Source organism: Planctomycetota bacterium, from assembly GCA_018242585.1.
Lineage (GTDB): Bacteria > Planctomycetota > Planctomycetia > Pirellulales > PNKZ01 > JAFEBQ01.
The window spans coordinates 11,904-36,014 of record JAFEBQ010000009.1 but is presented as its reverse complement, the minus strand read 5'-3'; the positions used below and the strand labels follow the sequence as shown (position 1 = coordinate 36,014).

Below are 24,111 nucleotides of genomic sequence, written 5' to 3'. Positions count from 1 at the left end.
TCGGCGGTATTCAAGGCTTGGCGCCGCGGCCTGGTGGCGGCTCGATCTCTTCGCGCAAGCGGCGCAGCACGCGCCCTTTGGCCAGGTAGACCGAATTGACGCTCATGCCCAACTCTTGCGCCACATCCGCCGGATAGCGTCCCTCGACGGCGGTGAGCCAGAACGCCTGCCAGGTCTTTTCGGAGAACTCTTCGCCAATCAGCGCGAGAATGCCTTGGTAGATATCCGCCAGGCCGTCGTTGGCGCTGACCAGCGGATCGGAACGCTCGTCGGGAATCAAATGCACCCGATTGAGAAAATCGGAACCGCCGATTGCCGTGGGTTCGGATTTGCTGCGGCGAAAGGTGTCGCCCAGCTTGTTGCGAGTGATCATCAACAACCAGCCATGAAAGCTGCCGTCGCTCGTCTTGTTGAAGTCGTCGATTCTCGCCGCCACCACGCGAAACACCTCCTGCACGATGTCGGGCGCGTCGTCCGGGCGCGCTCCGGCGCGAATGCACCAGCGGTAGATCAACGGCGCAAAGGCGCCGACCATCCGCTTCCACTGCAGTGGATCGTACGCGCGCATGCCGCGCAGCATGTTGGTGGAAGTCGAACCTGATTCGCCTGCGCCGGAATTAGTTCGATCGTCAACGTGTGTCACAGGATCTTGGCCCCCGCTTGGCTGTACACACCACTAGAGACACTTCGTAGGCTACCGACAACCCGTTTGGGATGCAACCTTTGAATTCACGCTTGAAATAATTGCTTGAGTGCGCGCTCGTTGGATCAAAGTTTGGGCATTCATCGTCTGTCTTTGTTAACGATGTCTGCAACTCAGGAAGCAATACTCGATTCGGACTTTGTGAAAACACCCACAAGCTCCCAAACCTTCATTGTCCGTGGTTCATGGAATCAATTTCGTTTAAATGTTCGGCAATCGATGGAATCAGCAGACTGGCCTGCTGTTCCAGGGCGTCACAGGCCTCGATCGCCTCGCTAATCGAGCCGCGCTGGCCCAGTTGTTCGAGCTTCAAGGCCGCCTCCATGGTCGGCCTGGCGGCGAAGATGGCCGCCGAACTCTTCAGCGTGTGGGCAGCGCGGCGAAGTCGAATCGAGTCTTTATGAGAGATCGCTTCGTGAATCTCCCCGATCAATTTCGGGCACTCCTGTAAGAATAATTGGGCGATTTCCACGAGCAAGTCGTGGCGATCGTGCATGAAGTGCAGGGCTTGGTCCCAGTCGAGCGCGGCGGGACGGCGTTTTTCAGGGGTGGGTGACAGACGCATGTCACCGTAGCGCTCGATCGTGGCGAACAGTGCCTCGGCTTCGATCGGCTTTGACACGTACGAGTCCATGCCAACGCTCAAAAAGCGATCCCGGTCACCTTTCATGGCATGGGCCGTCATGGCAACGATCGGCACGTGGCGCTCGGTGCCTTGTTCCCGTTGGCGAATCAGTTGCGTGGCTTCCAACCCGTCCATCTCGGGCATTTGAACGTCCATCAATACGACGTCAAACGTCTCGCGTTCGAGCGCCTCGACCGCCTCGCGGCCGTTGTTGGCGATCGTGACCTGGTGTCCACGCATGGCCAGCAGGCCAGTGGCGACCTTCTGATTAACCAGGCTATCTTCGGCCAGCAGCACGCGCAACGGCGTCGCGGCCGGCTTGATCGCGGGAACCTGTGCCGCCGCCCGACTCGTACGCTGGCTGTCAAAGGCGCGCGCGATGGCATCGAACAATTCAGATTCCTTGATGGGTTTAGTCAAGCAGCGGACGATGCCGAGCGATTGGCACTGGGTGGCGTCATCGGGATGCCCGGACGACGAAAGCATGAGCATGGTCGTGCCGGCCAACAGCGGTTCTCGATTGATTTGCTCGGCCAGATGGAACCCGTCCATCTGCGGCATTAGGCAGTCGACGAGCATCAGTGAAAAGGGGTGACCAGCCTGGGCGGCCTGTCTCAGGTAGGCGAGCGCGGCGGTGCCACTTTCGGCCATGACGGGCGCCATGCCCCAACTGCCGAGCATTTCTTCCAGGATGCGGCGATTGGTTTGATTGTCGTCGACCACCAGCACCTCGGTGCCGCGCAGGGCGGCGGCGTCGAGGTGAAAGTGAGTGATCGGCTCGTTGGCCAGGCCGAATCGCGCGGTCAAATGGAAATCACTGCCGCGGCCCACCTCGCTTTCCACCCAGATTCTTCCTCCCATCATTCCCGCCAGGCGGCCCGAGATGGCCAGCCCCAGGCCGGTGCCGCCGAAGTGCCGCGTGGTTGAGGAGTCGGCCTGGCTAAAGGCGTCGAAAATCACTTGTTGCTTCTCGGGTGGAATGCCAATGCCGGTGTCATGCACGACGAGGTGCAGTTCGAGCTGCTGGTCTTGGGCCTGGGACGACAACACATCGACCACGACCTCGCCGGCGGTGGTGAACTTGATGGCATTGCCGACCAGATTGACCACGATCTGCCGCAGCCGGCCGGGGTCGCCGACCAGCGCGTCGGGCACGTCGGGTGGCACGTGGCAAGCGAGCTCAAGTTGCTTGGCATGGGCGGCGATGGCCAACGTGCGAACCGCATCTCCCAGGCAGTCGCGCAGACTGAATGTAATCGACTCGAGACCGAGCTTTCCGGCTTCGATCTTCGAGAAGTCCAAAATGTCGTTTAGCAGCCTGAGGAGCGACTCGGCCGATTGTTTTACGGTGGACAAGTACTCGTGCTGGTCGGCCGTCAACTCGGTGTGGAGCGCCAACTCAGTCATGCCGATGATGCCGTTCATGGGAGTGCGGATTTCGTGGCTCATGTTGGCCAGGAACGCGCTCTTGGCCCGATTGGCCGCTTCGGCGGCGTCCTTGGCCGAGCGCAGTTCGACCTGCGAGATGCGCAACTCGTCGGCGGTGCGCTGCAATTCGCCGACCAGGGCGGCGCGGGCTTCGGCGGCTTCCTTGGCGGTCTGGGCACGCAGCATTTCGATTTCTTTGTTCTTCAGCTCGGCGACGATCCGCTGGTTTTCCTCCTGGAAAGCCTTGCGCCGCAGCAGCGCGCGAATGCGACTCTTCAGCACCGCCATGTCACTCGATTTGCCCACGAAATCGTCAGCGCCGGCCTCGAAGGCGCGCGTCAGATCCTCTTTGTTCTCTCGCCCAGTCAGCATCAGGACCGCAACCGTGTCTTCACGCGCCAGTCGCAGCTCGTTGATCTTGCCGCAGACCTCAATGCCGTTCATTACGGGCATGACCAGGTCGACTAGGACGCAATCGAAGCGTTCCTGATCGAGTAGCGCCAACCCTTCGGCCCCGCCCGCAGCGCTTTCGATGCGATAACCTTCCTTAGTCAATTCTTCGCGCAGGTATTCCTGATAGGTCGCGCTATCGTCGATGGTCAGTATCCGCGCCGACTGCAACGCCTGCTCGACGGGGTGGAGGATGCTGGGCGATTCCTTGGACTTGGCAAGCAAGGTGCGAATCCGGGCCAGCAGCACGTCGGCATCGGCGTGCTTGACCACGAAATCGTCGGCGCCGCTTTCCAGCCCTTGAATTTCGGCTTGCTGGCCGGCGGCCGTGGTCAACATCAGAATCGGGATATTGCGCGTGTCGATGTTCATCCGAATGCGACGGCACAGCTCGTCGCCGCGCATGCCGGGCAAATAGTAATCCATCACAATCAAGTCGGGCGCGCGCCGACCGATCGCCGCCAGCGCATCTTGCGCCGTGGCCGCCCATTGGACTTCCCAGCCTTCCTTTTGCAGCACGTACGTCAACTCGACGGCCTGGGTCCGCGAGTCCTCGATCAGCAAAATGTGGTAAATGCGTGGGGTCATCGGCGTTCCCTTCCGGCGAGCGCAAGTTGTTGGATGCGTGTGCCGATTTCAGGCAGCGGCAAGCTTTCGCGAACCGCGTTCAGTTTCACGGCCACGGCCGGCATGCCATAGACAACCGCTGTCGATTCATCCTCGGCGATCGTGTGACAGCCGGCGTCGTACATGGCCTTCAGCCCCTCGGCGCCGTCGTCCCCCATGCCGGTCAGTAACACGCCAACCGCCGACGAGCCGACATTCCGCGCCAGCGATTGAAAGAGAATCGTGCCCGAGGGAAGGTGCAGGTGCGTCGCTGGCTCGCCGAGTAGCCGCAGGCGCGCGTGCTGAACCACCAGGTGGTGATTGGCCGGCGCGACGTACACGGTTTCCGGCGTGGGCAGCTCGCCATCGCGCGCCAGCCGCACTTCGAGCGGCAAGACGCTGTTCAGCCAACTGCTAAAGCCTTCGACAAAGCCGGGGGCAATATGCTGGACCAGCACGATCGGCACGGGGAAATGTGGGCCCAGCGCGGACAAAACGGTCTGTAACGCCGCTGGCCCGCCGGTCGAAGCGACAATACCCACGAGGCTGGCCGGCAAAGGTTCGCGAGTTGGGCGCGTTGCGCTCGCGCCGTTGCGCGCTAAGATTGCCGGCGATCCGCTGAGTCGCTGGCGAATCACTTTTACTTCGCTCATCAGCGCCAGTTGGTCGCACAGCCGCGCGGCCATCACTTGGCTGTCACGATGATCGGGCCCGGCCGGTTTTTCGACGACGGCCAGCGCGCCGGCCCGCAGGGCGTTCATCGAGATTCGCAAATCCTCCGATTCGATACTGGCCGAGACGACCACGATGGGGGTGGGATGTTCGCGCATCACGCGCCGAGTGACCTCAAAGCCGTTCATGCCTGGCAGTCGAATGTCCATCGAGATCACGTCCGGAGCGACTTGCGGCAAGTGCTCGATGGCTGCTTCGCCGCTTGCAAAGCTGGCCGCCACTTCCAAGCGAGCATCCTGGCGGATCAGATGCTGCAAATAGGCGCGCGCCACCGGCGAGTCTTCGACGATCATTACGCGAACGCGCCGTTTGGGTGTCATGGTCCGGGCCAGTGTCAGACTGGGCTAGATAATTTGTCGGATGGTGTTCAGCAGTTCTTGGTGATCGAACCGTTGCTTGACGATGTAGGCGTCGGCCCCCAGGTCGAGCCCACGACGTTGTTCCTCGGTGCGGTCGACTGACGACACGATAATGATCGGAATCTTGGCCAGGTGCGCGTCCCGCTTCATTTGTTCCAGCAACCCAAAGCCGTCGAGCCGAGGCATCTGGATATCGGAGATGACCAGGTCGATTGGATGGGCGCGCAATTGCGACAGTGCTTCGATCCCATCGACAGCCACCCGCACCCGATAGCCATTCGTTTCAAGGATGCCGGTTTCCAAAGTGCGGGTGGTGAACGAATCGTCGACCACCAGGATGGTCGGCACGTCGCGCTGGGGCGCCGCCGGTCGTGGCGTTTCAGCGACCCGCAAGTGAGTTGGTTTGAAGCGCTTGACGAGTTCAGCCGGGTTCAGGACCGGCGCCACCGCGCCATCTTCCAGGACGATGGCGCCCAGATACAGTGGCGACCGATCGACCGGCGGGCCGAGCGGTTTGATCAGCGCCTTGCGCTCGGCCATGATCGCGTCAACCACGATGGCCATTCGCTGCGCGCCAACCCGCACCAGCACCGCCGACCAGGCGCCGTCACTGCCCACGCTGATTGCGGAACCGCTGGCTAGCAACTCGTCGAGCATCGCCAGATGAACCAACTGGCCACCGGTCGCGACCATTGGTTTTCCTTCCACGTGAATCAGATCATCGGGCTTCAATCGCAGCAGTCCCGTCACTCCAAACGCCGGCAGCGCCAACACGGTCTCGCCAGCGCGGAACAGCAATAATTGATGCGTGGCGATCGACAGTGGGACTGTGATGACCAGCGACAGGCCGGCCGGTTCGGCGGGAATGATTTCGAGCGAGCCTTGCAAGCGTGACACCGCCTCGGCCACGGCGGACAGGCCCATGCCCCGGCCGGCCAGATCGTCGACATTGCGAGACGTCGAGAAGCCTGGTAGCAACAACACGCGCAGCAACTCGGCCGGCCGCCGGAGTTGCGGGTCGTTTTGCGAGATCAGACCTTGGCGAACGGCCAGCCGCGCAATCTGGTTCAAGTCGACCCCACGGCCGTCGTCCGTCACTGTGATCATCAACTGGTTGCCGCTGATGCGCAGGTCGAGCGAGACAGCGCCGACGGGGCGCTTGCCGACTGCTTGCCGTTGATCGGGTGATTCAATGCCGTGGCAAATCGCGTTACGCAAGATGTGCATCAGCGGGTCTTTGATCGTTTGCAGCACCATGCGATCGGCGCGCACTTCGAGGCCCGTCGTCAGGAACTCCACCTGTTTCCGCTGATCGCGGGCCAGATCGCGCATCATCTTGCGGAAGCCGTGAAATTCGCTCTCGGCCGCAACCATCCGGGCTTGCTGGATGTCGCGGTGCAACTGCGTGGCCAACGCCTTGACCGACCAGGTCGATTGCTGTTGGTGAATCCTGATGGCGCGCAGCCGACGCGCCAGGGCGCGGATTTCGTGTTGTAACAGGATCGTGCGATCTTCCTCGTCGCGCAACAGATGTCGGCGACTGTGTCGGCCATCGGCCCGCGACAAGACCAGCCATTGACGCTCGACCGAGGCAAGCTGCTGGGCGATGCCGTGTAGTTCCTGGCCCAGGAAGTCCTGATGCAGGTTCTCGGTCAACAACTGACCGGCCGATTCAAGCAGGCGGTCAAGGCTTTCCGCGCTGAGCCGCAAGGTATCAATGCCCGGCGTGACTGGGAACTTGTCCGACATTGCCGGAGCGGGAGTCGTCTCCTGTGCGATCGGTCCCACCGAAAGGGGAGCCGCCACGACGGACGAGGGCGGAGCTTCGTCGTCCAAGCGATATTGGGCCGCTTCGGCCTCGATCGCGGCGAGTTGGCGAATGACCCGTTGGACCAGCGCGGGGTCGACGTGTGTGTCGTCGCCATTGAGGTTGACGACCGACATCTCCAATTCGTGGGCGATCGACTCGACGGTCGTCGCGCCAACCAGGTGTGCCGCTCCCGCCAGGCTGTTCGCACAGCGAATGATCACTTCGTGGTCAAAGCGCGCGCCGTTGGCATCGCTCAATGCCTGCTCGGTGGCGCGGCGCATGGTCTCGAGATGGACCGGATACTCCTCCTGAAACGCCTCGCGCAACAGGCGCCGGTGCCGGTCGTCGCCGTTGGTGTTGACTTTGCAGTGCCCTTCGCCGCGAACCAAGCTGTCGAGTTGGCGCAGCATTTCGGCGGTGTCGGCCGCTGGCTGTGCCAGCAGCAAGTTCCCGATCGTGTCTTCAATCAGGTCGAGCGCGGCATGAATCACGGTCTGGACTTCGGCGGCTGGTGTCAGCGTGGCGTCGCGAATGCCGGCAAAGAGGTCTTCGAGCCGGTGCGCCAACTCCTGGACCGGCGCCATGCCCACGATTCGCGCGGCCCCTTTCAGACTGTGCGCGCGGCGGAAAACGTCGTCGATATTAGGAGGCACGCGATCGTTGGGCCAGGCAGCCAGGCTGGCGCGAATGGTCGCCAGGTGCTCGGCGCCTTCGATTTGAAAAGCCTCGATCAGTTGTTGGTTGATATCGCTCACAACTGATACCTTTCGACGGCATCACGCAGTTGGGTTCCCTGCAAGTCGAGATGCTTGACCGCTTTTTCCAACTGCGTGGTGCTGGCGGCGGTCTGGGTGGCCGCCTGGCGGATTTCATGCATGCCCTGGGTCACTTGCTCGAAGCCGATTTGTTGCTGGCCGGTCGCGCCGATGATCTGCTGGAAGGCGTGAATGCTTTCTTGGGTCGTGTCGGTCATGCGGCGGATCGTCTGCTCGGTGATCTCGGACTGATGCTTGCCCGCCTCGGAGCGGCGGACGGCCTCTTCGGTGAGCATCACCGAGCCATGAATCCCCTTTTGGATTTCGTTCAAGACCTGCCTGACTTGCACGGTCGATTCCTTGGCCTGGTCGGCCAGGTTTTTCATTTCGCTGGCGACCACCGAAAAGCGGTTCCCCTGTTCGCCGGCGGCGGCCGCCTCGATGGCGGCGTTAAGCGACAGCAAGTGTGAACGCTCGGCCAGTTCGTTGACCGTGGTGATGATTTCGCCGATCAGTTGAGTCTTTTCGCTGAGGGCGACAATTGTTTCGGCGGTTTCCTCGATCTGTTCGCGAATCGACTCCATCGTCCGCGTCGTCTCCTGCACGGCCGAAAGCCCTTGCAGCGAAATGGCCGACGTCGCCTCGGCCGAGGTGGCGACGTTCTGCGCCCGTTCGGTGATCTGGGTGCCCGACTGGCGGACTTGTTCCATGGTGGTCGAAATCTGCTGGATCGTGGCCGCCTGTTCTTTTGAACTGGCGGCTTGTTCCTGGGTCGAAGCCAGAATCTCGGTTGACGCCGATTTCAGATTCTCGGCCGCCTGCTTGGTGCTGCTGGTGAGCTCGCGCAAGGCGACGATCATCTGATTGAAGGTCTGCCCCAGCTCTCCTACCTCGTCGGCGGAGTCAACGTGCAACTGCTTCACGGCGAGGTTGCCTTGCCCGATCTCGGCGGCCAGGCCAACGACCTGGCCCAGACGATTGGCAAGGCCGCGCGTAATCAACCAGCCCGCCACCAAGGCGAGCAACGTCGCCACCGAACAAAGGATCGCCTGGCGAACGATCATATTTCTAATTCGCGTTTGCATGTCGGTGGACGTCTGGACAGCCGCCCCGCGCACCAGCGTGGCGGTTTTGTCACAGGTATCGAGCAAGTCTTCCAGCGCCTTGGCATAACCCGGATCGCTCGGCGACAACTTCATGAACTTGTCCGATTGGTCGAAGTAGTTGATGAAGGCCGTCCGCGAGGCAATCAGCTTGGCACGGAGCTCTTCGCTGTAAGGACTAGGCACGTCGCGGAAAGCACCAGATTGCATCTCAAAGATATGGGTGCCCGCAAGCATGCCCTCCAGAGTGTCCATCGCCAGTTGCCGAGTGGCCAAATAGTCGGCATTCCGCGTCAGTGCCAGATAGCGGTCGCGATCAGGCTTGGCCGGCATTGGTTTGGGATGTTCATACCCATGCGTGATCAGCAGAGCTTGGGTCATCTGTCGGTGGAGGAGCATGCGCTGTCGGGCGGCCATGTGAATGAGGAAGCCGTCAGTCTGCATGTCATTCAGCGCCTTCACGTTGTAAGCCAGCACCCCGGCAATTGCCGCAATGAATAGCAGTGGAATCACGGTCAGCTTGCGCGACACCGACATCGTGTTCCATTTCGACCACATCCGGTTCGTCATGGTTGTCCCCCCTCAAGGATCACAGTGCTTCGTCATGGAAAGCCGGCCGCCAATCGTGGCCCGGGCCTTCGGTGTGTCAGGTTGTCTGAAACAAGCCACTCGTCGTGGTGCTCTTCGTTCGTGTGTCATGCGGCGTCGCTGGCAATGGTGGCGAGCAGCTTAGCGTGATCGATCAATGTCAGGCCCGCGTTCGTGCGTCCCCAGGCGAAGCGAAACGATGGGCCGCCCTCCAGCGAACTGAACGGCAAGATCGCAGCCAGGTCGACGAGCGTGGTCCGTTCCGCGGCGTCGACCAACAACCCGATCAACCGCTTGTTCCAACGAGCCAAAAGCACAGGCCCATCGGCGAGCTCTTTCTGTTCTGGCAGCGCGAGCAAATTGGCCAGGTCAATCACGGCGACAACTTCCCCTCGCACGTTAATCAACCCGCGCACGTTCGGGCCCGAGCCGGGCAATGGGCGCAGTCCGCGGCACGTGACCACTTCAGCGACCGCCGACAGGGGCCAGCCAATCTTTTCCACGCCCAGCTTGCAGACCAGAAACGGCGTCGATGCCGCAATCACGTGCGCATCGCCCGACCGCGCGGCAAGCTGTCGCGCGCGCTCACGCAACACCTGCGCGAAACGCTCGGTCTGGGCGGCGCCACCTTGTTCAGTGGCCCGCTGGACCTCGTTCAATCGCGTGCGCACGGAAGTCCAGTCGATGCGATATTTGCCGTTCATATGGCTTGCAGCACTTTCAGGTGCATCTCCGTCAGTTGCCTGAGGGCATCCACGGTCAGGCCGTCGGCGTTGTCGATCGTTTCGTCCTTGTCGCGCTGATTCAGGAGCGACAGGACATTTTGAAACGCCCGCTCGGCGGGACGCCGCTCGCGTTTCTTTTGCAGGGTCATGCCCAGGTAGTAGTGTGCCAGCACGAAGCCGCGGTCCAGGTAAATGGCCCGGCGCAGCGCGTGTTCCTTTTCGGTGTGATGGCCGAGTTGCTCGGCGACGAGGGCGTCGTAGAAGTGGACCAGCGGATTCAAGCGGTCGCTCTTCGTCAGCCGGCGACAGGCGTCGTGGGCGGCGTCCAATTGACCCAAGTTAAGCTGTTCGCGAATCAGTTTGAGTTGACAGGCCACCGTTGGCCGCACGGGCGACGGATCGCCCTGTTTGGCGGAACGACGGCGGGGCGAACTCGTCGCCGAAGCTGGGCTTGGCGGCCGAATTGGCGAGAAACTTGTGGCTGGTGTCCAGGTCAGCGGAACGGGGACGGGCACCTGCGTCGGCCCGACCGGTGCGTAATCGCCCGACCGCTTGCGATACAGGACCGCGCCGGGAAAGTTGAACGCCGTAAAGTCCTGGAACATTTCGACGTTTGGCTCGGCGTGCCCGACCAGCAGCCAGCCCGTGTCGACCAGCGAATCGTGGAATTGCTTGAGCAGTCGGCGAACCATCGACTGATCGAAATAGATCATCACGTTCCGGCACAAAACCAGATCAAACCCAAACAGATCGTGCAGTGGCGAAGGGAACGGGTGGCGCGCCAGATTGTGGTACTTGAACGACACGCCACGGCGATACTCCGGGTTGATCACCCAACTCGAGCCGCGTTGATGGAAGCAAGCGCTCTTCAGGTCGGCGGGGGCGGTGCGAAAAAACCAGTCGCTGAAAAACCCTTCGCGCGCCTGGGACAGGTAGCGCTGGTTGATGTCGGTCCCTTGGATTGAGACGTCCCAGCCCGACAGTTCGTCGGCAAACTCGCGCCGCAGCATGATGGCGATCGAGTAGGGCTCGGCGCCGGTCGCACAGCCGGCGCTCCAGATGCGCAGCCGGCGCTGCCCGCGATTGCGTTGGATCAAGTCGGGAATTACCTCGCGGCGCAGCGCTTCAAATGCTTCGAAGTGCCGAAAGAAGCTGGTCTCGCCAATGGTCAGCTCGGCCGCCATCCCGGCCACTTCGGTCTCGGCATTGGTCTCGGAGATTAGCCGCAGGTAGTCGCCACAGCGTTGCACGCCGACGTCGGTCATGCGGTTGGCTAGTTTGATCGACAACTCGTCGTCGCGCCCCAGGTAATAGGCTAGCCCGGTCAGATGGATAACCTGCCGCTTCAATTGCTCGAAGTCGGGATCGGCGCAAATATCCAGCGCGGTGACGGCATTCATGACGACTCATCCGACAGGGTGGTCATGCGTTCGCGGGCAAGTGCATCCAATTCGGCCAGCCGCCGCGATTCCTGTTCGCTCAGCAGCCGTTCCGGATCGAGAATAATCACCGTGCGTTCCTTGACGCTCGCCACCGCGATCGAGCAGTCATTGAAGCTCTGCTCGCGATTGATCGGCGTCAGTTGGCCGGGGGTGAGGCTAACGATCTCGTCGGCCTGATCAACGAGCAGCGTCAACGGGCGATCGGGCACGTTCAGTATCAACAAGGGTGTGAACAGGCCTAGCTCCGTATCGGCCACGCCAAGCAAACGTGCCAGACTGAGCACGGGGATGACGGTGGCCCCGATGCGGACATAGCCGGCCAACAGCGGCGGCATGCCGGCCGGACGTGCCAGCTCGGGCAGCGCCAGCACCTCGCGCACATGCGACGCAGGCAGGGCGTAACGCTGGCCTGCCAAGATGAAGACCAGGTAGGCGCGGCCTGGGGCGGGTCGTGCGATGTCGGCGGCAACGGTATGAGAGATGGTCGCGTGCGTCACACGACACCTCGCGGCAAACGTCGCGTCAAGCGCCTCCGGATTGTTGCGCGTTGGCGAGCGACTAATGTATTATCCGCGTGTCCTGTACGGAAATGAAGTCGGTGTTCTTGGCACTGGTTTCAACTCGTGTGACGGCTGGCTCCGCTTAACTTGCTTTCCCGTTAGTTTGGTTGTCGTGGTCGACCTTTAGCACCACGGCGGTAAAGTCGTCGTCGGGGGCTGAATTGTTGATGAAGCTGTGCAGGTGTTCGTGGACCAGATGGTCGACGATCCGCCGAGCCGGTTCGTGGCGGAAGCCGCGAACCAACTGCAGTAGACTTTCGCGGCCGAACATGTGACCGCTGGGGGAGGTCGCTTCTTCCACGCCGTCGGTCACAATCAGCAGCAGATCCTCCGGCATCAGCGTCAGTCCGGTCACGCATTCGACGTCTTCGGTCGTATCGAGCCCTAAGGGCATGCTGGTGCTGTCCAGCATCTCGACGTCCCCTGCGGCATGCATCAAATAGGCCCGATGCCCCGCCCCGGCGTAGCTCAACGCCCGGGTGTCGAGGTTCAGTCGGGCAAAGAACAAGGTCACGAACCGTTGTCCGTCGAGGTCCTGGGCCAGCAGTCGATTGGCCAGCGTCATGATCTCGCTGACATCCAAGTGCGTCGGCGCCAGGCTGCGGAGCACGGCCCGAGTTTCGGCCATGACCAGCCCCGGTCCCAAGCCGTGGCCACACACATCGCCGACGGCAATGCCCAGGTGGCGATCCCCCATGGGGAAGAAGTCGAAGTAATCGCCGCAAGTCGCCTGAGCCGGGTGCCAGGTGCCGGCCAGGTCAAAACCGGCGAGTTGCGGCGCCTGGCGTGGAAAGAGCGCATGTTGGATTTGTTGCGCGATTCGTAACTCGGCGTTGGTTTCGCGCATGCGATCTTCGAGTTGGCGCCGACTGTGGCGCTCGATGGCATAGCGCAGCGCGCGGGCCAGCGAATCGGCGCTGATCCGGTCCTTGAGCAGATAGTCCTGCGCGCCGTTTTGCATCGCCACGAGCGCGGTCTCTTCGTGATTGGTCCCCGTCAGGATCACGATGGGCACTCGCGGGTGCGCGCCCTGAATCAACCGGAAGGTTTCCAGACCGATCGTCGAGCCCAACGATAGATCGAGCAACACGACGCTGAAGCGGTCGCTATTCAGCTTGTCGAGCGCGGTCACGACGGAGTTGGCGATTTCGGCCTGGAAGCTGGCGTACCGACTGCGAGCCAAGTGCTCCGCAATGACGCGAACGTCGAGCGGGTTATCCTCGACCACCAGCACGCGAAACGAATCAGCCATCGTCAGTCACCCGCCACAAGCACCCCAAAGCGTCGCCGGCCAAAGCCGCCTTGGCCTAGCAAGAGCTCGAGCCCAGTGCGGTCGAAGTATCGACGATGTTGAACACCGTCCGTTCCAACCGCAGCACGGAGAAGATTTCGCGAATGTCGCGATCCATATCGCTTAGATGCATTTCGCCGCCGTAGTGGGCGACCTGCTTGTGGGTGAACAGCATGACGTTGACCGCTTCGGTCCCGAAGCGTGTCACGTTGCGAAAGCTGATCACCAATGGGTTCGGCTGAGTGGTCGTGATGAAGTCTTCCAACTCGCCGCGCAACTCGTTCAGACAGACGCGGTCCAGCAAGTGGGCGTCACTTAGTTCGATGACCGTCGCGCCCTCCTGCTGGCAGACTTGGAAGTGTTCGTAGGCGTTCATAACAGTGGCCTCCGTTTCGTACGAATCCCGCTGCACACCTCGTGCAGGATTACCCCCCCGACTTGCGTAGTGGTGGTCGGTCGGGCTTTGCTTGTCGACAATTTGCCGACCGAAAACCGTTTGCATTCTCCAGGTGATTCACGCATGATACCACTCTAATGGGGGTTGGCAACTCCCATCTATAATACTACGGCAAGGTGTCGCCGTTGGCATCAGCCGAAATGCTTGGCCGTTCACAGGATAGGGTACGATCATCCCGTTTCGGGATGGGTGCTTGGAAGTCGCTTGCGGGAGTAAACGTCCAATGGCCAAGTTGCTGGTCGTGGAGGATAGCGAGTCTCAAGCCCGCCTGATCCAGGCGTTGCTGCAGATTGGCGGACACGAGGTCGGGTTGGCCTGTAACGGGCGCGAAGGGCTCCAGCAGGCCGTCGATGGCAATCCGCAACTGGTGCTGACCGATCTGCAGATGCCCGAGATGAATGGCCTGGAACTCGTCGAGGCCATGCGGCATCAATGTCCATCGATTCCGGTCGTCTTGATGACGGCATTTGGCAGCGACGACATCGCGGTCGAGGCCCTCAAACGCGGCGCGGCCAGCTATGTGCCCAAGCGTCGATTAGCCCAGGATCTGCTCCGCACGGTCAATGGTTTGCTGGCCGTGGCCCAGATGCGTCATCCCGATCAGTTGATGCAATATCTGCAGCAGGCCGAGGCCATTTTCCAGCTCGACAACGAAGTGGAAAGCGTGCCGGCGCTGACCAATTACATCCAAAACATGGTGATGGAAATTCACCAATGCGGCGACAATACCGCCATGCGGCTGGGCGTGGCCATCCACGAGGCGCTGGTCAACGCCATCTATCACGGCAATCTGCAGGTGAGTTCCGAACTGCGCGAGGGGAGCGGCGACGCATTCGATAAACTGGTGGCGGAACGCCGACAAATCGAGCCTTATGCCCAGCGGCGCGTGACCGTGGTGGCGCGTGTCTCGCGCACCGAAACGGTGATCGCCGTCCGCGACGAAGGGGACGGCTTTGATCCAGCCATCGTGCCCGATCCTTCCGAGTCAGCGAACCTCGAGAAGCTGAGCGGCCGCGGCTTGTTCTTGATTCGCACCTTTCTGGACGAGGTGCGCTACAACTCGCGCGGCAACGAGATCACGATGGTCAAGCGGCGCGAGCTGTTGACTAGTTCGCGGAACTAGCGCGAAAAAGGTTGCGGCAAAAAAAGCCAGGCTTCATGCCTGGCATTGCTCGTTTACGCCTGTCGTGCCGCAGCGCAAGATTCTGCCCGGCTGGCTACCCCCTCGGGCTTGCGTTGCATAACCGCTGGCTCACGGTTGCTGCCTTGGTTGGTCTAACGCTGGGCCGACGCGCGCCAGGACGTGTTCCGATTGAGAGTGTCCGTGCCTTTTGAAACGAACGTGGTCGTGGCCAGACGCCCCGCCGTTTCGGCGCGACGGCGGACCATTTCGATCACCGCCGCCTTGACTGCCCGCGTGGCTTCTTTTTCTGCTTGGTCCATAGCCCTGACTCCGATAAGGGGTGTTCGGCCCTTCAACAGAAGTTGTTGAAAGTGTTCCCTGCCCAACACCCTCCCCTGGGGGCTGGGGAGCTCGCGCGGGGCGTTTGGCCCGCGTAGCACCCTTGCTCCGCATAGAATATTGCCGGCGTCTGTCACCATTTCGACGTGTTGTCGAAGCTTGGCGTTTTGGTATACCAGTTTCGTGCGTTTCGGCGGGGAAGAGATTAAGGCGCAAGCCCCTGATGGGCATCATATTGGCGCACGCGGCCCCGGCTGGATTATCGCTTGGCATTTTTTTCCAGAGTGATGCTGAAATACTAGCCTTGTCATGGTCGGGGACGCCCCCCGAATGGTGTTGGCAAACTTGTTGAGGTGGATCGTTGCGGATAAGCCTGGGCGCAGATAACGCGACGTTGAGGGGCCGCAAAAGATCGCCGCAGTCGGAAAGCGGTTCCACCTTTGATTCGATTCCTGAGCTGCTTGTCAGGTGATCTGCCAGCGATGGCCCGGAGAGGCTGGCTCACGAATCGGGGCCTTTTAGTTGCGCTCGGTGCGAACGAGGCTCGGGCTGGCCGTGGTGTGGGGCATTGTCGAACAGAGCGGCGGCAAGATTGGCGCCGAAAGCGAGTTGAGCCGGGGGACACCTTTTTTGACGCTGCCGTACGCGCAGGGACGGGGTGTCAAGCTTCGCCAGGAACCGTCCCCAGTGTGGTTGCCGCCGCTGCGATGGAAGACGTCGTGTCGATCATCGAAAAAACCCGCCGGGCAAGCCAGGCGTTGGCCCCTGATTGGTCTCGTCGTCCCTGGTGTTTAACAGGGATTCGCATCTTGGTTACACTAGTGAAGGTTTTCCTCACGCCCGTTGGGTCGCGATCACAGACAGGGCGAGCACGGCGGCTGCCCAGATGAATTCAATGGCCAGAAACCGAACCGATTTTTTTCTTTACGTGATGATGCAAGTTTTTTCCCAAGTACGGAGACCAAGGGTAGTTGCCGCGCTTGCCGTTGCCTTGGGTACATGCCTTGGCGGGGCGATGGTCTCCGCGGGGGGGGAAGCCGGCTCCGATGCGGGCACCGAGAAGCTGGCAACTCGAATCGACGCGCGCCTCAACGAACGAATCGCCCAGGCCCACGTCAAGCCAGCGCCCCAAGCGGACGACGCCGAGTTCTTGCGCCGGCTGTCGCTCGATCTTACAGGGCGAATTCCGTACGTCTCGGAAGTTCGCGCCTTCCTGGCCGATACTTCCGCCGACAAGCGCCGCGTGGCTATCGAGCGCCGCTTGGCTAGTCCCGAGTATGTCAGCAACTTCGCACATGTGTGGCGCGCCATCTTGCTCGCTCAAGCGACGGCGCAGGACATGGCCTTTGTCGAATCGCAACTGGAAAGCTGGCTCACCCAGCGGCTGCGCGAGAATGCTCCTTACGATCAGATGGTCCGCGAGATTCTCACCGTGCCGTTGGGAGATCGGATCGCGTCGAACTCGACCACGCAAATCGTGGCGACTCCGTTGGCGTTTTACCAGGCCAATGAACTCAAGCCCGAGACATTGGCGTCCGCCGTGTCGCGTGTCTTTCTAGGCGTCAATTTGGAATGCGCCCAGTGTCACAACCACCCGTTCGCGCGCTGGAAACAAGAACAGTTCTGGGAGTTCGCTGGCTTTTTCGCCGGCGTCCAGCGGCTGCGTCCCGACAATGCGTTTGCCGCGGCCCCCGAGATGATGGACCGACGCTCGCTGATGATCGTGGGCACCGAGCGCACGGTGCAGGCCCGGTTCCTCGACGGGGCCGAGCCCGACTGGTCCCAGCGGCAAAGCCCGCGCGCCGCGTTGGCCGATTGGATCACGGCCGATGACAATCCTTACTTTGCCCGTGCCGCGGTAAATCGTCTATGGGCGCATTTCTTCGGGCGAGGCCTGGTGAATCCGCTCGATGACTTGGGAGGAATCAGCGCGCCAAGCCATCCCGAGTTGCTCGACGAACTGGCCCAGGCGTTCGTGGCCAGCGGCTACGATCTGAAGTTTCTGATCCGCGCAATCGTTTCGAGCCAGGCCTATCAACGAACCAGCCGTCAAACGGACTCTTCGCAACAGGAGCCGGCGCTGTTTGCCCGAATGGTGCTGCGCGGCCTGACACCCGAGCAATTGTTTGCCAGCCTGGCGGTCGCCACCGGCTGTGGCGAGGAAAGCCGAGGCGCGATCAAGACCAGGTTCAGCAGCCTGGAGCGTCCCAACGAAATGGAGACGTCGATCTTGCAGTCGCTGGCAGTGATGAACGGCCAGTTGGCTTCGACGGTCACGTCGCCGTCGGAAAGCAAGACGCTGGCCGCGGTTATCGACGCGCCGTTTCTCGATCTCAACGCTAAGATCGAGACTTTATATCTAGCGACACTGTCGCGCCAGCCTACTGAGGCCGAGTCGGCACAAATGAGAACCTACCTAAGCAGCCAGTTGGACGAGCGCGAAGCCTTGGCTGACGTCTTTTGGGCCTTGTTGAACAGCGCCGAGTTCAAACTGAACCACTAACGCACCACGCAATCGATGAATCAATGGCCAAAAAGTTCGCTGCCGGTTTTGTCACGCCGCGATTGGCTGCGCATGTCGACGTTGGGCGCTCTGGGTGGGTCGATGTCAGGCTGGCTTGGCGCGCTGGCGGCCCGGGCCGCGACGGATACGCGGCGAACTAAATCGTGCATCTTGCTGTGGATGAACGGCGGTCCCAGCCAGATCGACACGTTCGATCCCAAGCCCAATCACGAGAATGGTGGCCCGTTCAAGCCGATCGCCACCAAGACTCCCGGCATGCAGATCGGCGAGCATCTGCCGCAACTTGCCCGATGGTCCGACCGGCTGGCCCTCGTGCGCTCGATGACGGGCAAAGAGGCCGATCACGGTCGCGCGTCGTACCTGGTTCGCACCGGCCGGGCCCCCGAGGCGGCGATTCAGTATCCGGCGTTCGGCTCGGTGATGGCCAAGGAACTGGGCAACCCGACGGCGGCGCTGCCGAACTTTGTCAGTGTGGCCCCTTACCGTGCCACGAATTTGGCCGCCTACAACTCGGGCTTCTTGGGGCCGAGTTACGCGCCGTTCATCGTCGGCGATGTGACCCCCGCCCTGGCACAACAGCAAGCCGCCGACTCGTACCAATCGGCCTTGCGCGTGGCCGACCTGGTCCCTGGGCGGGCCATCGCCGCCCGCCGACAGTTGAGCCGACTTGACTTGTGGCGCGGCATGGAAGCTTCGTTCGTCGCGGGCCATCCCGACATCCCTGGCCAAAGTCACCAGGCCGCGTACGAGCGCGCGGTTCGGCTAATGGACAGCGCGGCGGCCAGCGCGTTCGACCTGGAACAAGAGCCCGAAAAGCTGCGCGACGCCTATGGTCGCACCTTGTTCGGTCAGGGCTGCTTGCTGGCGCGGCGGCTGATCGAGCGCGGCGTGCCGTTTGTCGAAGTCTCGCTCGGCGGCGTGAACAGCGGTGGCATGGGTTGGGACACCCACGTTGGCAACTTTGACACCGTGCAACGCTTGTGCGGCGTGCTTGATCCGGCGTGGTCGACTTTGATGCGCGACTTGCAAGACCATGGGCTGCTCGACTCGACGCTGGTCGTCTGGATGGGCGAGTTCGGCCGCACGCCGAAGATCAACGGCACCGCCGGTCGCGATCATTTCCCGTTGGCGTGGAGCGCGGTCCTGGGGGGCGGCGCGATCCAGGGAGGTCAGGTCGTCGGCCGAACGAGCGACGATGGCACAACCGTCACCGATCGACCGTGCGCGATTTCGGAGTTGCTGGCTACGGTGTGCCAGGCGCTTGACATCGACCCGCACAAAACCAACCCATCGAACGCGGGGCGTCCGATTCATCTGGTCGATTACGACGCCCAGCCACTGACAGGCTTGGTGCGATGATGCGCCAGGCGCTATTCCGTCTTGTATTCGGATTTGTGGGCGTCGCGTGGTGCTCCGCAGCCCAGGCCGAACTTGCGGCTGATTATCAAGTCACGATTCAGACCGCCGGTGGCCCGATCGCGCTGGACGTCTCCGCGCGCTACGGCGGTGACCCCTTCGAGGCCCGGTGGAGCGACTGGTGTGGCCGGCTGTTTACGCTGCTCGATCGCAACCGTGACGGCTTGTTGACCGGCCAGGAGTTGGAACGCATTCCGAACATGGCGACGTTGACCACGTTGCTCCGCGGCGACTTCGACAACCTAGTGGTGGAGTTCGTCAAATCGACCGATCTACTCAAGGAGAAGTCGCCTTCGGCCGGAATCGATGTGGACCAATTGACACGGTACTATCTTGGGCAAGGGATCGCGCTTCCCGAGTTGAAGTCGCTGACCGATCGAAGCAACTTGAGCGAGCCGGCATTGCGAGGTTTATTCACCCGGCTGGCGGAGTCGGGCCAGGCAGTCACGCCGGCCACGCTGACGCATTGGCGGCAAACGCTGGACCAATATGACCTGAATCGCGACGAATGGCTTTCGCGCGATGAAATCGAGCAGGTGGACAACGCGGCGCAACAAGTGAGCGAAAAGCCGCCTTCTCCGCCGAACACTCGCCCCGTGCTTAGCGTCGCGAGCCTGTCATCCAACAAGGAAAGATTACCCGAGTCGGTCACCGAGCGCCTGGAGATCAACCTCCTCGGTTCGAGCGCCGGCAAGTCAACACCGGCCGTGGCGGGCGAAATCATTTCACGCGGTCGTCGCTCAAGGCGCCGCATGACGATGACGCTTCCCTTGCGGCCGGCCTCTTTGCTTTCATTGCAGGTAACGGCAGGGCAGGGGGCCGACGGGTTTGTGTTTGCCCGCGAGTCGCTGCTACAACAGTTCGACGAAGCCGACGTGAGCCGCGATCAAGTGCTCGATCGCGCCGAGTTGGAACGATCCAGCGCTCGGCAAGCGTGCGACAATCTGGGCTTGTTGGTCACCGGGGGCGATCGGCAAGGCTTGCATCTCAAGAATTTGGAGTCCTGGCTAACATTGCTGCGCGACGGCGCCGGGCTGCGCGTCGTGCTCGGTGTCCGACAGTCGGGCGTGCCACTCTTCGAGACGCTCGATGTCGACGCGGATGGCCAGTTAACGGCCCGCGAACTCAGCCACGGTTGGGGCGCGTTGAGTCCCTGGGATGTGAATCAAGATCAACGGTTGGAATGGTCCGAGTTGCCGCGCGCCTGTGAGTTGACCTGGAGCCTTGGTCCGCACCAAGCGGTTGCCTCACAATCTGCGGCGAAAGGTGCAACGGCCGCCGGGCCGACCTGGTTCCAGAAGATGGACCGCAATGGGGATGGCGATGTTTCGGATCGCGAATTCTTGGGGCCAGCCGACGCCTTTCGCCGCCTCGATGGCGACAGCGATGGCTTGATTTCGGCCACGGAAGCTCGCGGCAAGTAACGCCGCCACGCTCCCCGCTACTTGGCGCTGGGCAAGACGTGGCAATTCACGCCCCGGTCATCGCGGGTGTAAAGCCGGCCGTTCGAGACGGCAAAGCTGATGATCGTCGGTCGACAGACTTTGCCGCGGGCCAACTCGCGATACTCGTCGGCGCGCGTGTCGAGCAAAATCAAATCGCCGTGAGTATCGTCCAGCATCAATAGTCGATCGTCTCCCAGCCGGACCATGTTCAGTTGATAGAGTCCGATCTTCGGCTTCTGCCACAGGAACTTGCCCGTCTTGATATCGACGCAAGCCAATGCGATTTCAGCCTGGGGAATCAGCGTGGCGTTGATGGCGAACAACTTGTCGTCGGGACCGGTAACATTCTGGGTGAAATAGGTTGTCAGCTTGGGATTGCGCCAGACTTCCTTCGGCTGGAGCTTGCCGTTGACGTCCTCTAACTGAAACGCGAACGTACCGGTGAACATCGAACACGCGACGACGGTATCGCCCACGACGGTCGGCGGCGGCAGGGTGCCAATGGCCAAGTCGGCCAGCGGAAACTCCCACAACACGTGGCCGTCCTGTGGGTTGACGCCGATCAATCCGCGCGTCGACGTGTAAATGATGTGCCGGACCACGCCGCGACCAGCGATCTTGGGGGCAAACATGATCGGCGTGACGCTGGTTGGCGGCTCGCTGAGCCCTTTCCAGACGACGCTGCCCGTCTCCAAGTCGAGCGCGACCAAGCATGAACCAGCGCCACCGGCCGCCAGGTAGAGCCGGTTCCCTTCGATCAACGGCCCCGACGACGTGCCGAAGTTCATGATCGGCGCTTGGAACTGGTCGAGCAGGTTCGTTTGCCAGAACTGTTTGCCAGTCGCCGCGTCCAGGCATGTCAATACGCCCGTGATGCCCAGCGTGTAGACGCGGCCGCGGACGATCGTCGGCGCGGTGCGCGGGCCGTTGCCGACGTTGCTCTCGAAGGGCTTGTGTTCATAGCTGACTCGCCACAGTTGCTTGCCCGTCGCGGAGTCGAAGGCCAGCACCTCTTCTTCGTTCTTGTCTTTGACCTTGGCGTGGATGAACAGCCGGTCGTCGGCCACCGTGGGAGAACTGTACCCCTCGCCCAAGTCGAGCCGCCACGCTTCCGACAACGACTCGGCCCACGGCGCAACGCTCTCGGGTGTCGTATTATTCCGGTAGGGACCGAACCGATGGGGCCAATCGGCGGCCCAGACTGGCCCGGCCAATGTCAGCAACGCGATCGCCACGATTATTTTCGACACGCTCGCTGTTCCTTTCCGCTTGCAGGGTGCGACGACGTGTTAGCCAAGCTGAGTAGTCGCGTCTGGCCGTTAGTGATTCACGCCGTGACAGGCCGAGGCTGACAACTTCTTGCCGTTCGGGTCCGGACGTCGCGCGGTCAGTTGCAACTCGCGCATCTCGACGCCGTCGACCGTGAAGCAGGCCGACTTGCCCACTTTCTGAAACTCGACGCCGGCCAAGCCCGCTTTGCCCAGCGCTTCGATCACCGCGCTAAGCGTCGGCACGTATTGCACCAGAGCGGCCGGGCCGGGCAACGCTGGCGTCCCGTCGAATGTCCGATCGGCCGTCAGGCTATGCACGCTCACTCGCCCGCCCGGCTTCAACGCTCGCCAGGCGTCGTGCAGGAACTTGTCGAGCGCCGCGGCATCGACGCGGAGGTTGAATGTTCCTTGTAGGTAAATGTCATCCAGGCTGGCGTCGTCGTGCGGAATCCGCGCGGGAAGCGGTTGCGAGAGCAAATGCCGCCACTCGCATTTCGTCGGGGCGGCCACCGGCGTCTGGGGTTGACTCGACGTGGCAGTCGTCGACACGTTGATGATCGCCTGTTCGGTGGTCTGGGCATCGCCGCAATGATCGATGTCTTCGTGCAGAATGTACAGTTCCCACAGCGTGCCGTCAGGGTCGGCGGCCCAGAACTTGGTCTGCTTAGCGTAGCAACATTCGACCCCTTCCTCGCGCTCGGTTCGGTAGCCGGCGGTTTCGAGCCGGGCTTGCACCTGGACCAGCCGTTTGGCGTCGGCCAGGCGGATGCCCACGTGGTTCAGCGCGCCGCCCCCCGCATGGCCGTGCGGGATCAGCGACAAGACCAGCGGCGGCTCGGCCAGCTCGAACTTGGCATAGTCGTCGTGCAGCTTGGCCGGCTCGACCCCTAACAGTTGCCGATAAAACGCCACCGAGCGGGCCAACTCGGCCACGTTCAGCGACAGATGAAAACGTACCAGCGTCTCGGCGGTGTTGGGATTGGCGACGTCGCGCGTCGCGTCAACGACAGACATGGGGAACCTTTCGTGGTAACGCTTGGATCAAGTCGAGGCTTCCGGCGATGGGGCCGCGGGTGTCAGTTCAGCGGGGGATGGATTGCCGTCGGCCAGTCGTGCCAAGGGTGTGAACGCGGCCGCCAGGGCCAGCAATGCCGCAACCGCCGCCAGGTAAGGATACACATTCAGGAACGAGCCAGTTCTGTCGTGCGCTTCGGCCAAAATGCGCGGACCGACGGCCGAGGCGAGCACGGTCATTTTCTGGGCGGCCCCCTGAATCTTGCCCAGTTCGCGCTGGCCGAAGGCTTGGGACCAGACCATGAAGAAACCGACGGTCATCAGCCCACCGGCGGCCGCCATGATCGCCGTGTAAACGTATAACTCAGCGTACGTGTCAACGTACGGAAATGCCACCAGCGAGCCCGCGATCAGCGTCATGGCCAGCACCAATTGCCAGCGCAGTGAAAAGAACCGGGCCACGCCGCCACCAGCGAGGTTGGCCGCCATGCCGATCAGAAAGCTCCACGAGGCAATATCCAAAAACGTCTCACGCGAGAATCCTCGCTCGGCCAGAATCGCCTGGTTATAGAGCGAAATGCCCGAACTGATGACCAAGAAGAACGAACTGCTAACGGCAAACACCCAGAAACAAGGGGTCGTCAGCGCTTGGGCAAACGTCGCGCCCATCGAGGTCGACGGAGCTTGTGACGATTTGCCAGATGCGCCGGGCCGCGGGTCTCGCGCCAGCAAGGCCGCTAATGGCGCCAGTCCCAACGCCAAAACAAGTCCGACGATCCACCACGAGTAACGCCAGCCCTCGTTCGTGGTCAGCGTTCCCACCCCTTGGAACGCGCCGGCGAAGCCGATGCTCATCAACACCGAGTAAAGTCCCATCGCCAGGCCGAGCTTCCGCTCGCCGAACCATTTGCCGACGATGGCCAGGCTGACCAGCGAGAGCATGCTTTGACCAAAGCCGCGCGTCAGCGTGACCGCCACGAACAGTTGCGGCGCGGTGGTGACATACGTCATTCCCATCACGACGGCAGCCAGTGAAAGAATCACCACCGTCGACGACAGCCGCAGTCCCCAGCGGTCGATCATCCAGCCGCACGGCAGGCAGAACAGCGCGCCGATCAACGTGGCCCACAGGTTGATATCCCCCATGGTCGTAACTGAAATACCGAGGTCTTCCATCAGGGGCGTGTTAATCAGCCCCAGGCCGTGGGTCCGACCGGGCAGCGTGCCGACCATGGCCAACGACGCCAGCGGCAACAATAGCCAGCCGTAGTTCGACGGCTGGCCGGCGCGCTCGGTTGACTCAGGTGGTGACGACTCCGCGTTACTCATCGATTGACCAATCCCT

General features: G+C 61.8%; 18 protein-coding genes. 4 read left to right on the top strand and 14 right to left on the bottom strand.

Features of this window, described 5'->3' with window-relative positions:
• Nucleotides 1-10: 10 nt before the first annotated feature.
• The 10 genes from JSS27_04530 to JSS27_04485 all read right to left on the bottom strand — a co-directional run bounded on the left by JSS27_04530 (nucleotide 11) and on the right by JSS27_04485 (nucleotide 13,553).
• Nucleotides 11-580, bottom strand: coding sequence for a sigma-70 family RNA polymerase sigma factor (locus JSS27_04530; GenBank protein MBS0208201.1), 570 nt, complete (start codon nucleotides 578-580; stop codon nucleotides 11-13).
• A gap of 292 nt (nucleotides 581-872) precedes the next feature.
• Nucleotides 873-3,794, bottom strand: a complete 2,922-nt coding sequence (locus JSS27_04525; GenBank protein MBS0208200.1) for a response regulator — start codon at nucleotides 3,792-3,794, stop codon at nucleotides 873-875.
• Nucleotides 3,791-4,837, bottom strand: coding sequence for a chemotaxis-specific protein-glutamate methyltransferase CheB (cheB, locus tag JSS27_04520; protein ID MBS0208199.1), 1,047 nt, complete (start codon nucleotides 4,835-4,837; stop codon nucleotides 3,791-3,793). The genes JSS27_04525 and cheB overlap by 4 nt, the downstream gene beginning before the upstream one ends.
• 51 nt (nucleotides 4,838-4,888) lie before the next feature.
• Nucleotides 4,889-7,468 carry an Hpt domain-containing protein gene (locus JSS27_04515; protein ID MBS0208198.1) on the bottom strand — a complete coding sequence of 860 codons (2,580 nt, stop codon included), beginning with the start codon at nucleotides 7,466-7,468 and terminating at the stop codon, nucleotides 4,889-4,891.
• Entirely contained in the window at nucleotides 7,465-9,141 is a 1,677-nt protein-coding gene (locus JSS27_04510) for a methyl-accepting chemotaxis protein (GenBank protein ID MBS0208197.1), read from the bottom strand. The genes JSS27_04515 and JSS27_04510 overlap by 4 nt, the downstream gene beginning before the upstream one ends.
• 125 nt (nucleotides 9,142-9,266) lie before the next feature.
• Nucleotides 9,267-9,863 (bottom strand): chemotaxis protein CheW, encoded by a 597-nt coding sequence (locus JSS27_04505; GenBank protein MBS0208196.1) that lies wholly within the window; start codon nucleotides 9,861-9,863, stop codon nucleotides 9,267-9,269.
• The gene (locus tag JSS27_04500) at nucleotides 9,860-11,284 is read right to left on the bottom strand and encodes a protein-glutamate O-methyltransferase CheR (GenBank protein MBS0208195.1); all 1,425 of its coding nucleotides are present in this window, start codon (nucleotides 11,282-11,284) and stop codon (nucleotides 9,860-9,862) included. Before JSS27_04500 ends, JSS27_04505 begins: the two co-directional genes overlap by 4 nt.
• Entirely contained in the window at nucleotides 11,281-11,823 is a 543-nt protein-coding gene (locus JSS27_04495; GenBank protein ID MBS0208194.1) for a chemotaxis protein CheW, read from the bottom strand. The genes JSS27_04500 and JSS27_04495 overlap by 4 nt, the downstream gene beginning before the upstream one ends.
• A 145-nt stretch (nucleotides 11,824-11,968) precedes the next feature.
• A complete protein-coding gene (locus tag JSS27_04490; GenBank protein MBS0208193.1) occupies nucleotides 11,969-13,138 on the bottom strand; it encodes a SpoIIE family protein phosphatase in 1,170 nt (389 codons plus the stop codon).
• A 55-nt stretch (nucleotides 13,139-13,193) separates the two neighbouring features.
• Entirely contained in the window at nucleotides 13,194-13,553 is a 360-nt protein-coding gene (locus JSS27_04485; protein MBS0208192.1) for an STAS domain-containing protein, read from the bottom strand.
• 304 nt (nucleotides 13,554-13,857) lie between these two features.
• On the opposite strand from JSS27_04485, the gene JSS27_04480 reads away from it, so the two are divergent.
• Nucleotides 13,858-14,757 carry a response regulator gene (locus JSS27_04480; GenBank protein ID MBS0208191.1) on the top strand — a complete coding sequence of 300 codons (900 nt, stop codon included), beginning with the start codon at nucleotides 13,858-13,860 and terminating at the stop codon, nucleotides 14,755-14,757.
• A 152-nt stretch (nucleotides 14,758-14,909) separates the two neighbouring features.
• Here JSS27_04480 and JSS27_04475 read toward each other — a convergent pair whose 3' ends face one another.
• Nucleotides 14,910-15,077, bottom strand: a complete 168-nt coding sequence (locus tag JSS27_04475) for a hypothetical protein (protein ID MBS0208190.1) — start codon at nucleotides 15,075-15,077, stop codon at nucleotides 14,910-14,912.
• A 1,034-nt stretch (nucleotides 15,078-16,111) separates the two neighbouring features.
• Here JSS27_04475 and JSS27_04470 point away from each other — a divergent pair.
• Genes JSS27_04470 through JSS27_04460 form a run of 3 tightly spaced genes read left to right on the top strand, consistent with a single transcriptional unit; the run spans nucleotide 16,112 to nucleotide 20,460 of the window.
• Complete coding sequence (locus JSS27_04470; GenBank protein ID MBS0208189.1) at nucleotides 16,112-17,599, top strand: DUF1553 domain-containing protein; 1,488 nt, start codon at nucleotides 16,112-16,114, stop codon at nucleotides 17,597-17,599.
• A gap of 15 nt (nucleotides 17,600-17,614) precedes the next feature.
• Nucleotides 17,615-18,979 (top strand): DUF1501 domain-containing protein, encoded by a 1,365-nt coding sequence (locus tag JSS27_04465; GenBank protein ID MBS0208188.1) that lies wholly within the window; start codon nucleotides 17,615-17,617, stop codon nucleotides 18,977-18,979.
• A complete protein-coding gene (locus tag JSS27_04460; GenBank protein MBS0208187.1) occupies nucleotides 18,976-20,460 on the top strand; it encodes a hypothetical protein in 1,485 nt (494 codons plus the stop codon). The genes JSS27_04465 and JSS27_04460 overlap by 4 nt, the downstream gene beginning before the upstream one ends.
• A gap of 17 nt (nucleotides 20,461-20,477) precedes the next feature.
• Here JSS27_04460 and JSS27_04455 read toward each other — a convergent pair whose 3' ends face one another.
• The 3 genes from JSS27_04455 to JSS27_04445 all read right to left on the bottom strand — a co-directional run bounded on the left by JSS27_04455 (nucleotide 20,478) and on the right by JSS27_04445 (nucleotide 24,095).
• The gene (locus JSS27_04455) at nucleotides 20,478-21,731 is read right to left on the bottom strand and encodes a PQQ-binding-like beta-propeller repeat protein (GenBank protein MBS0208186.1); all 1,254 of its coding nucleotides are present in this window, start codon (nucleotides 21,729-21,731) and stop codon (nucleotides 20,478-20,480) included.
• Between the two features lie 69 nt (nucleotides 21,732-21,800).
• The gene (locus JSS27_04450; GenBank protein MBS0208185.1) at nucleotides 21,801-22,766 is read right to left on the bottom strand and encodes a VOC family protein; all 966 of its coding nucleotides are present in this window, start codon (nucleotides 22,764-22,766) and stop codon (nucleotides 21,801-21,803) included.
• A gap of 27 nt (nucleotides 22,767-22,793) precedes the next feature.
• A complete protein-coding gene (locus JSS27_04445) occupies nucleotides 22,794-24,095 on the bottom strand; it encodes an MFS transporter (GenBank protein MBS0208184.1) in 1,302 nt (433 codons plus the stop codon).
• Nucleotides 24,096-24,111 lie beyond the last annotated feature (16 nt).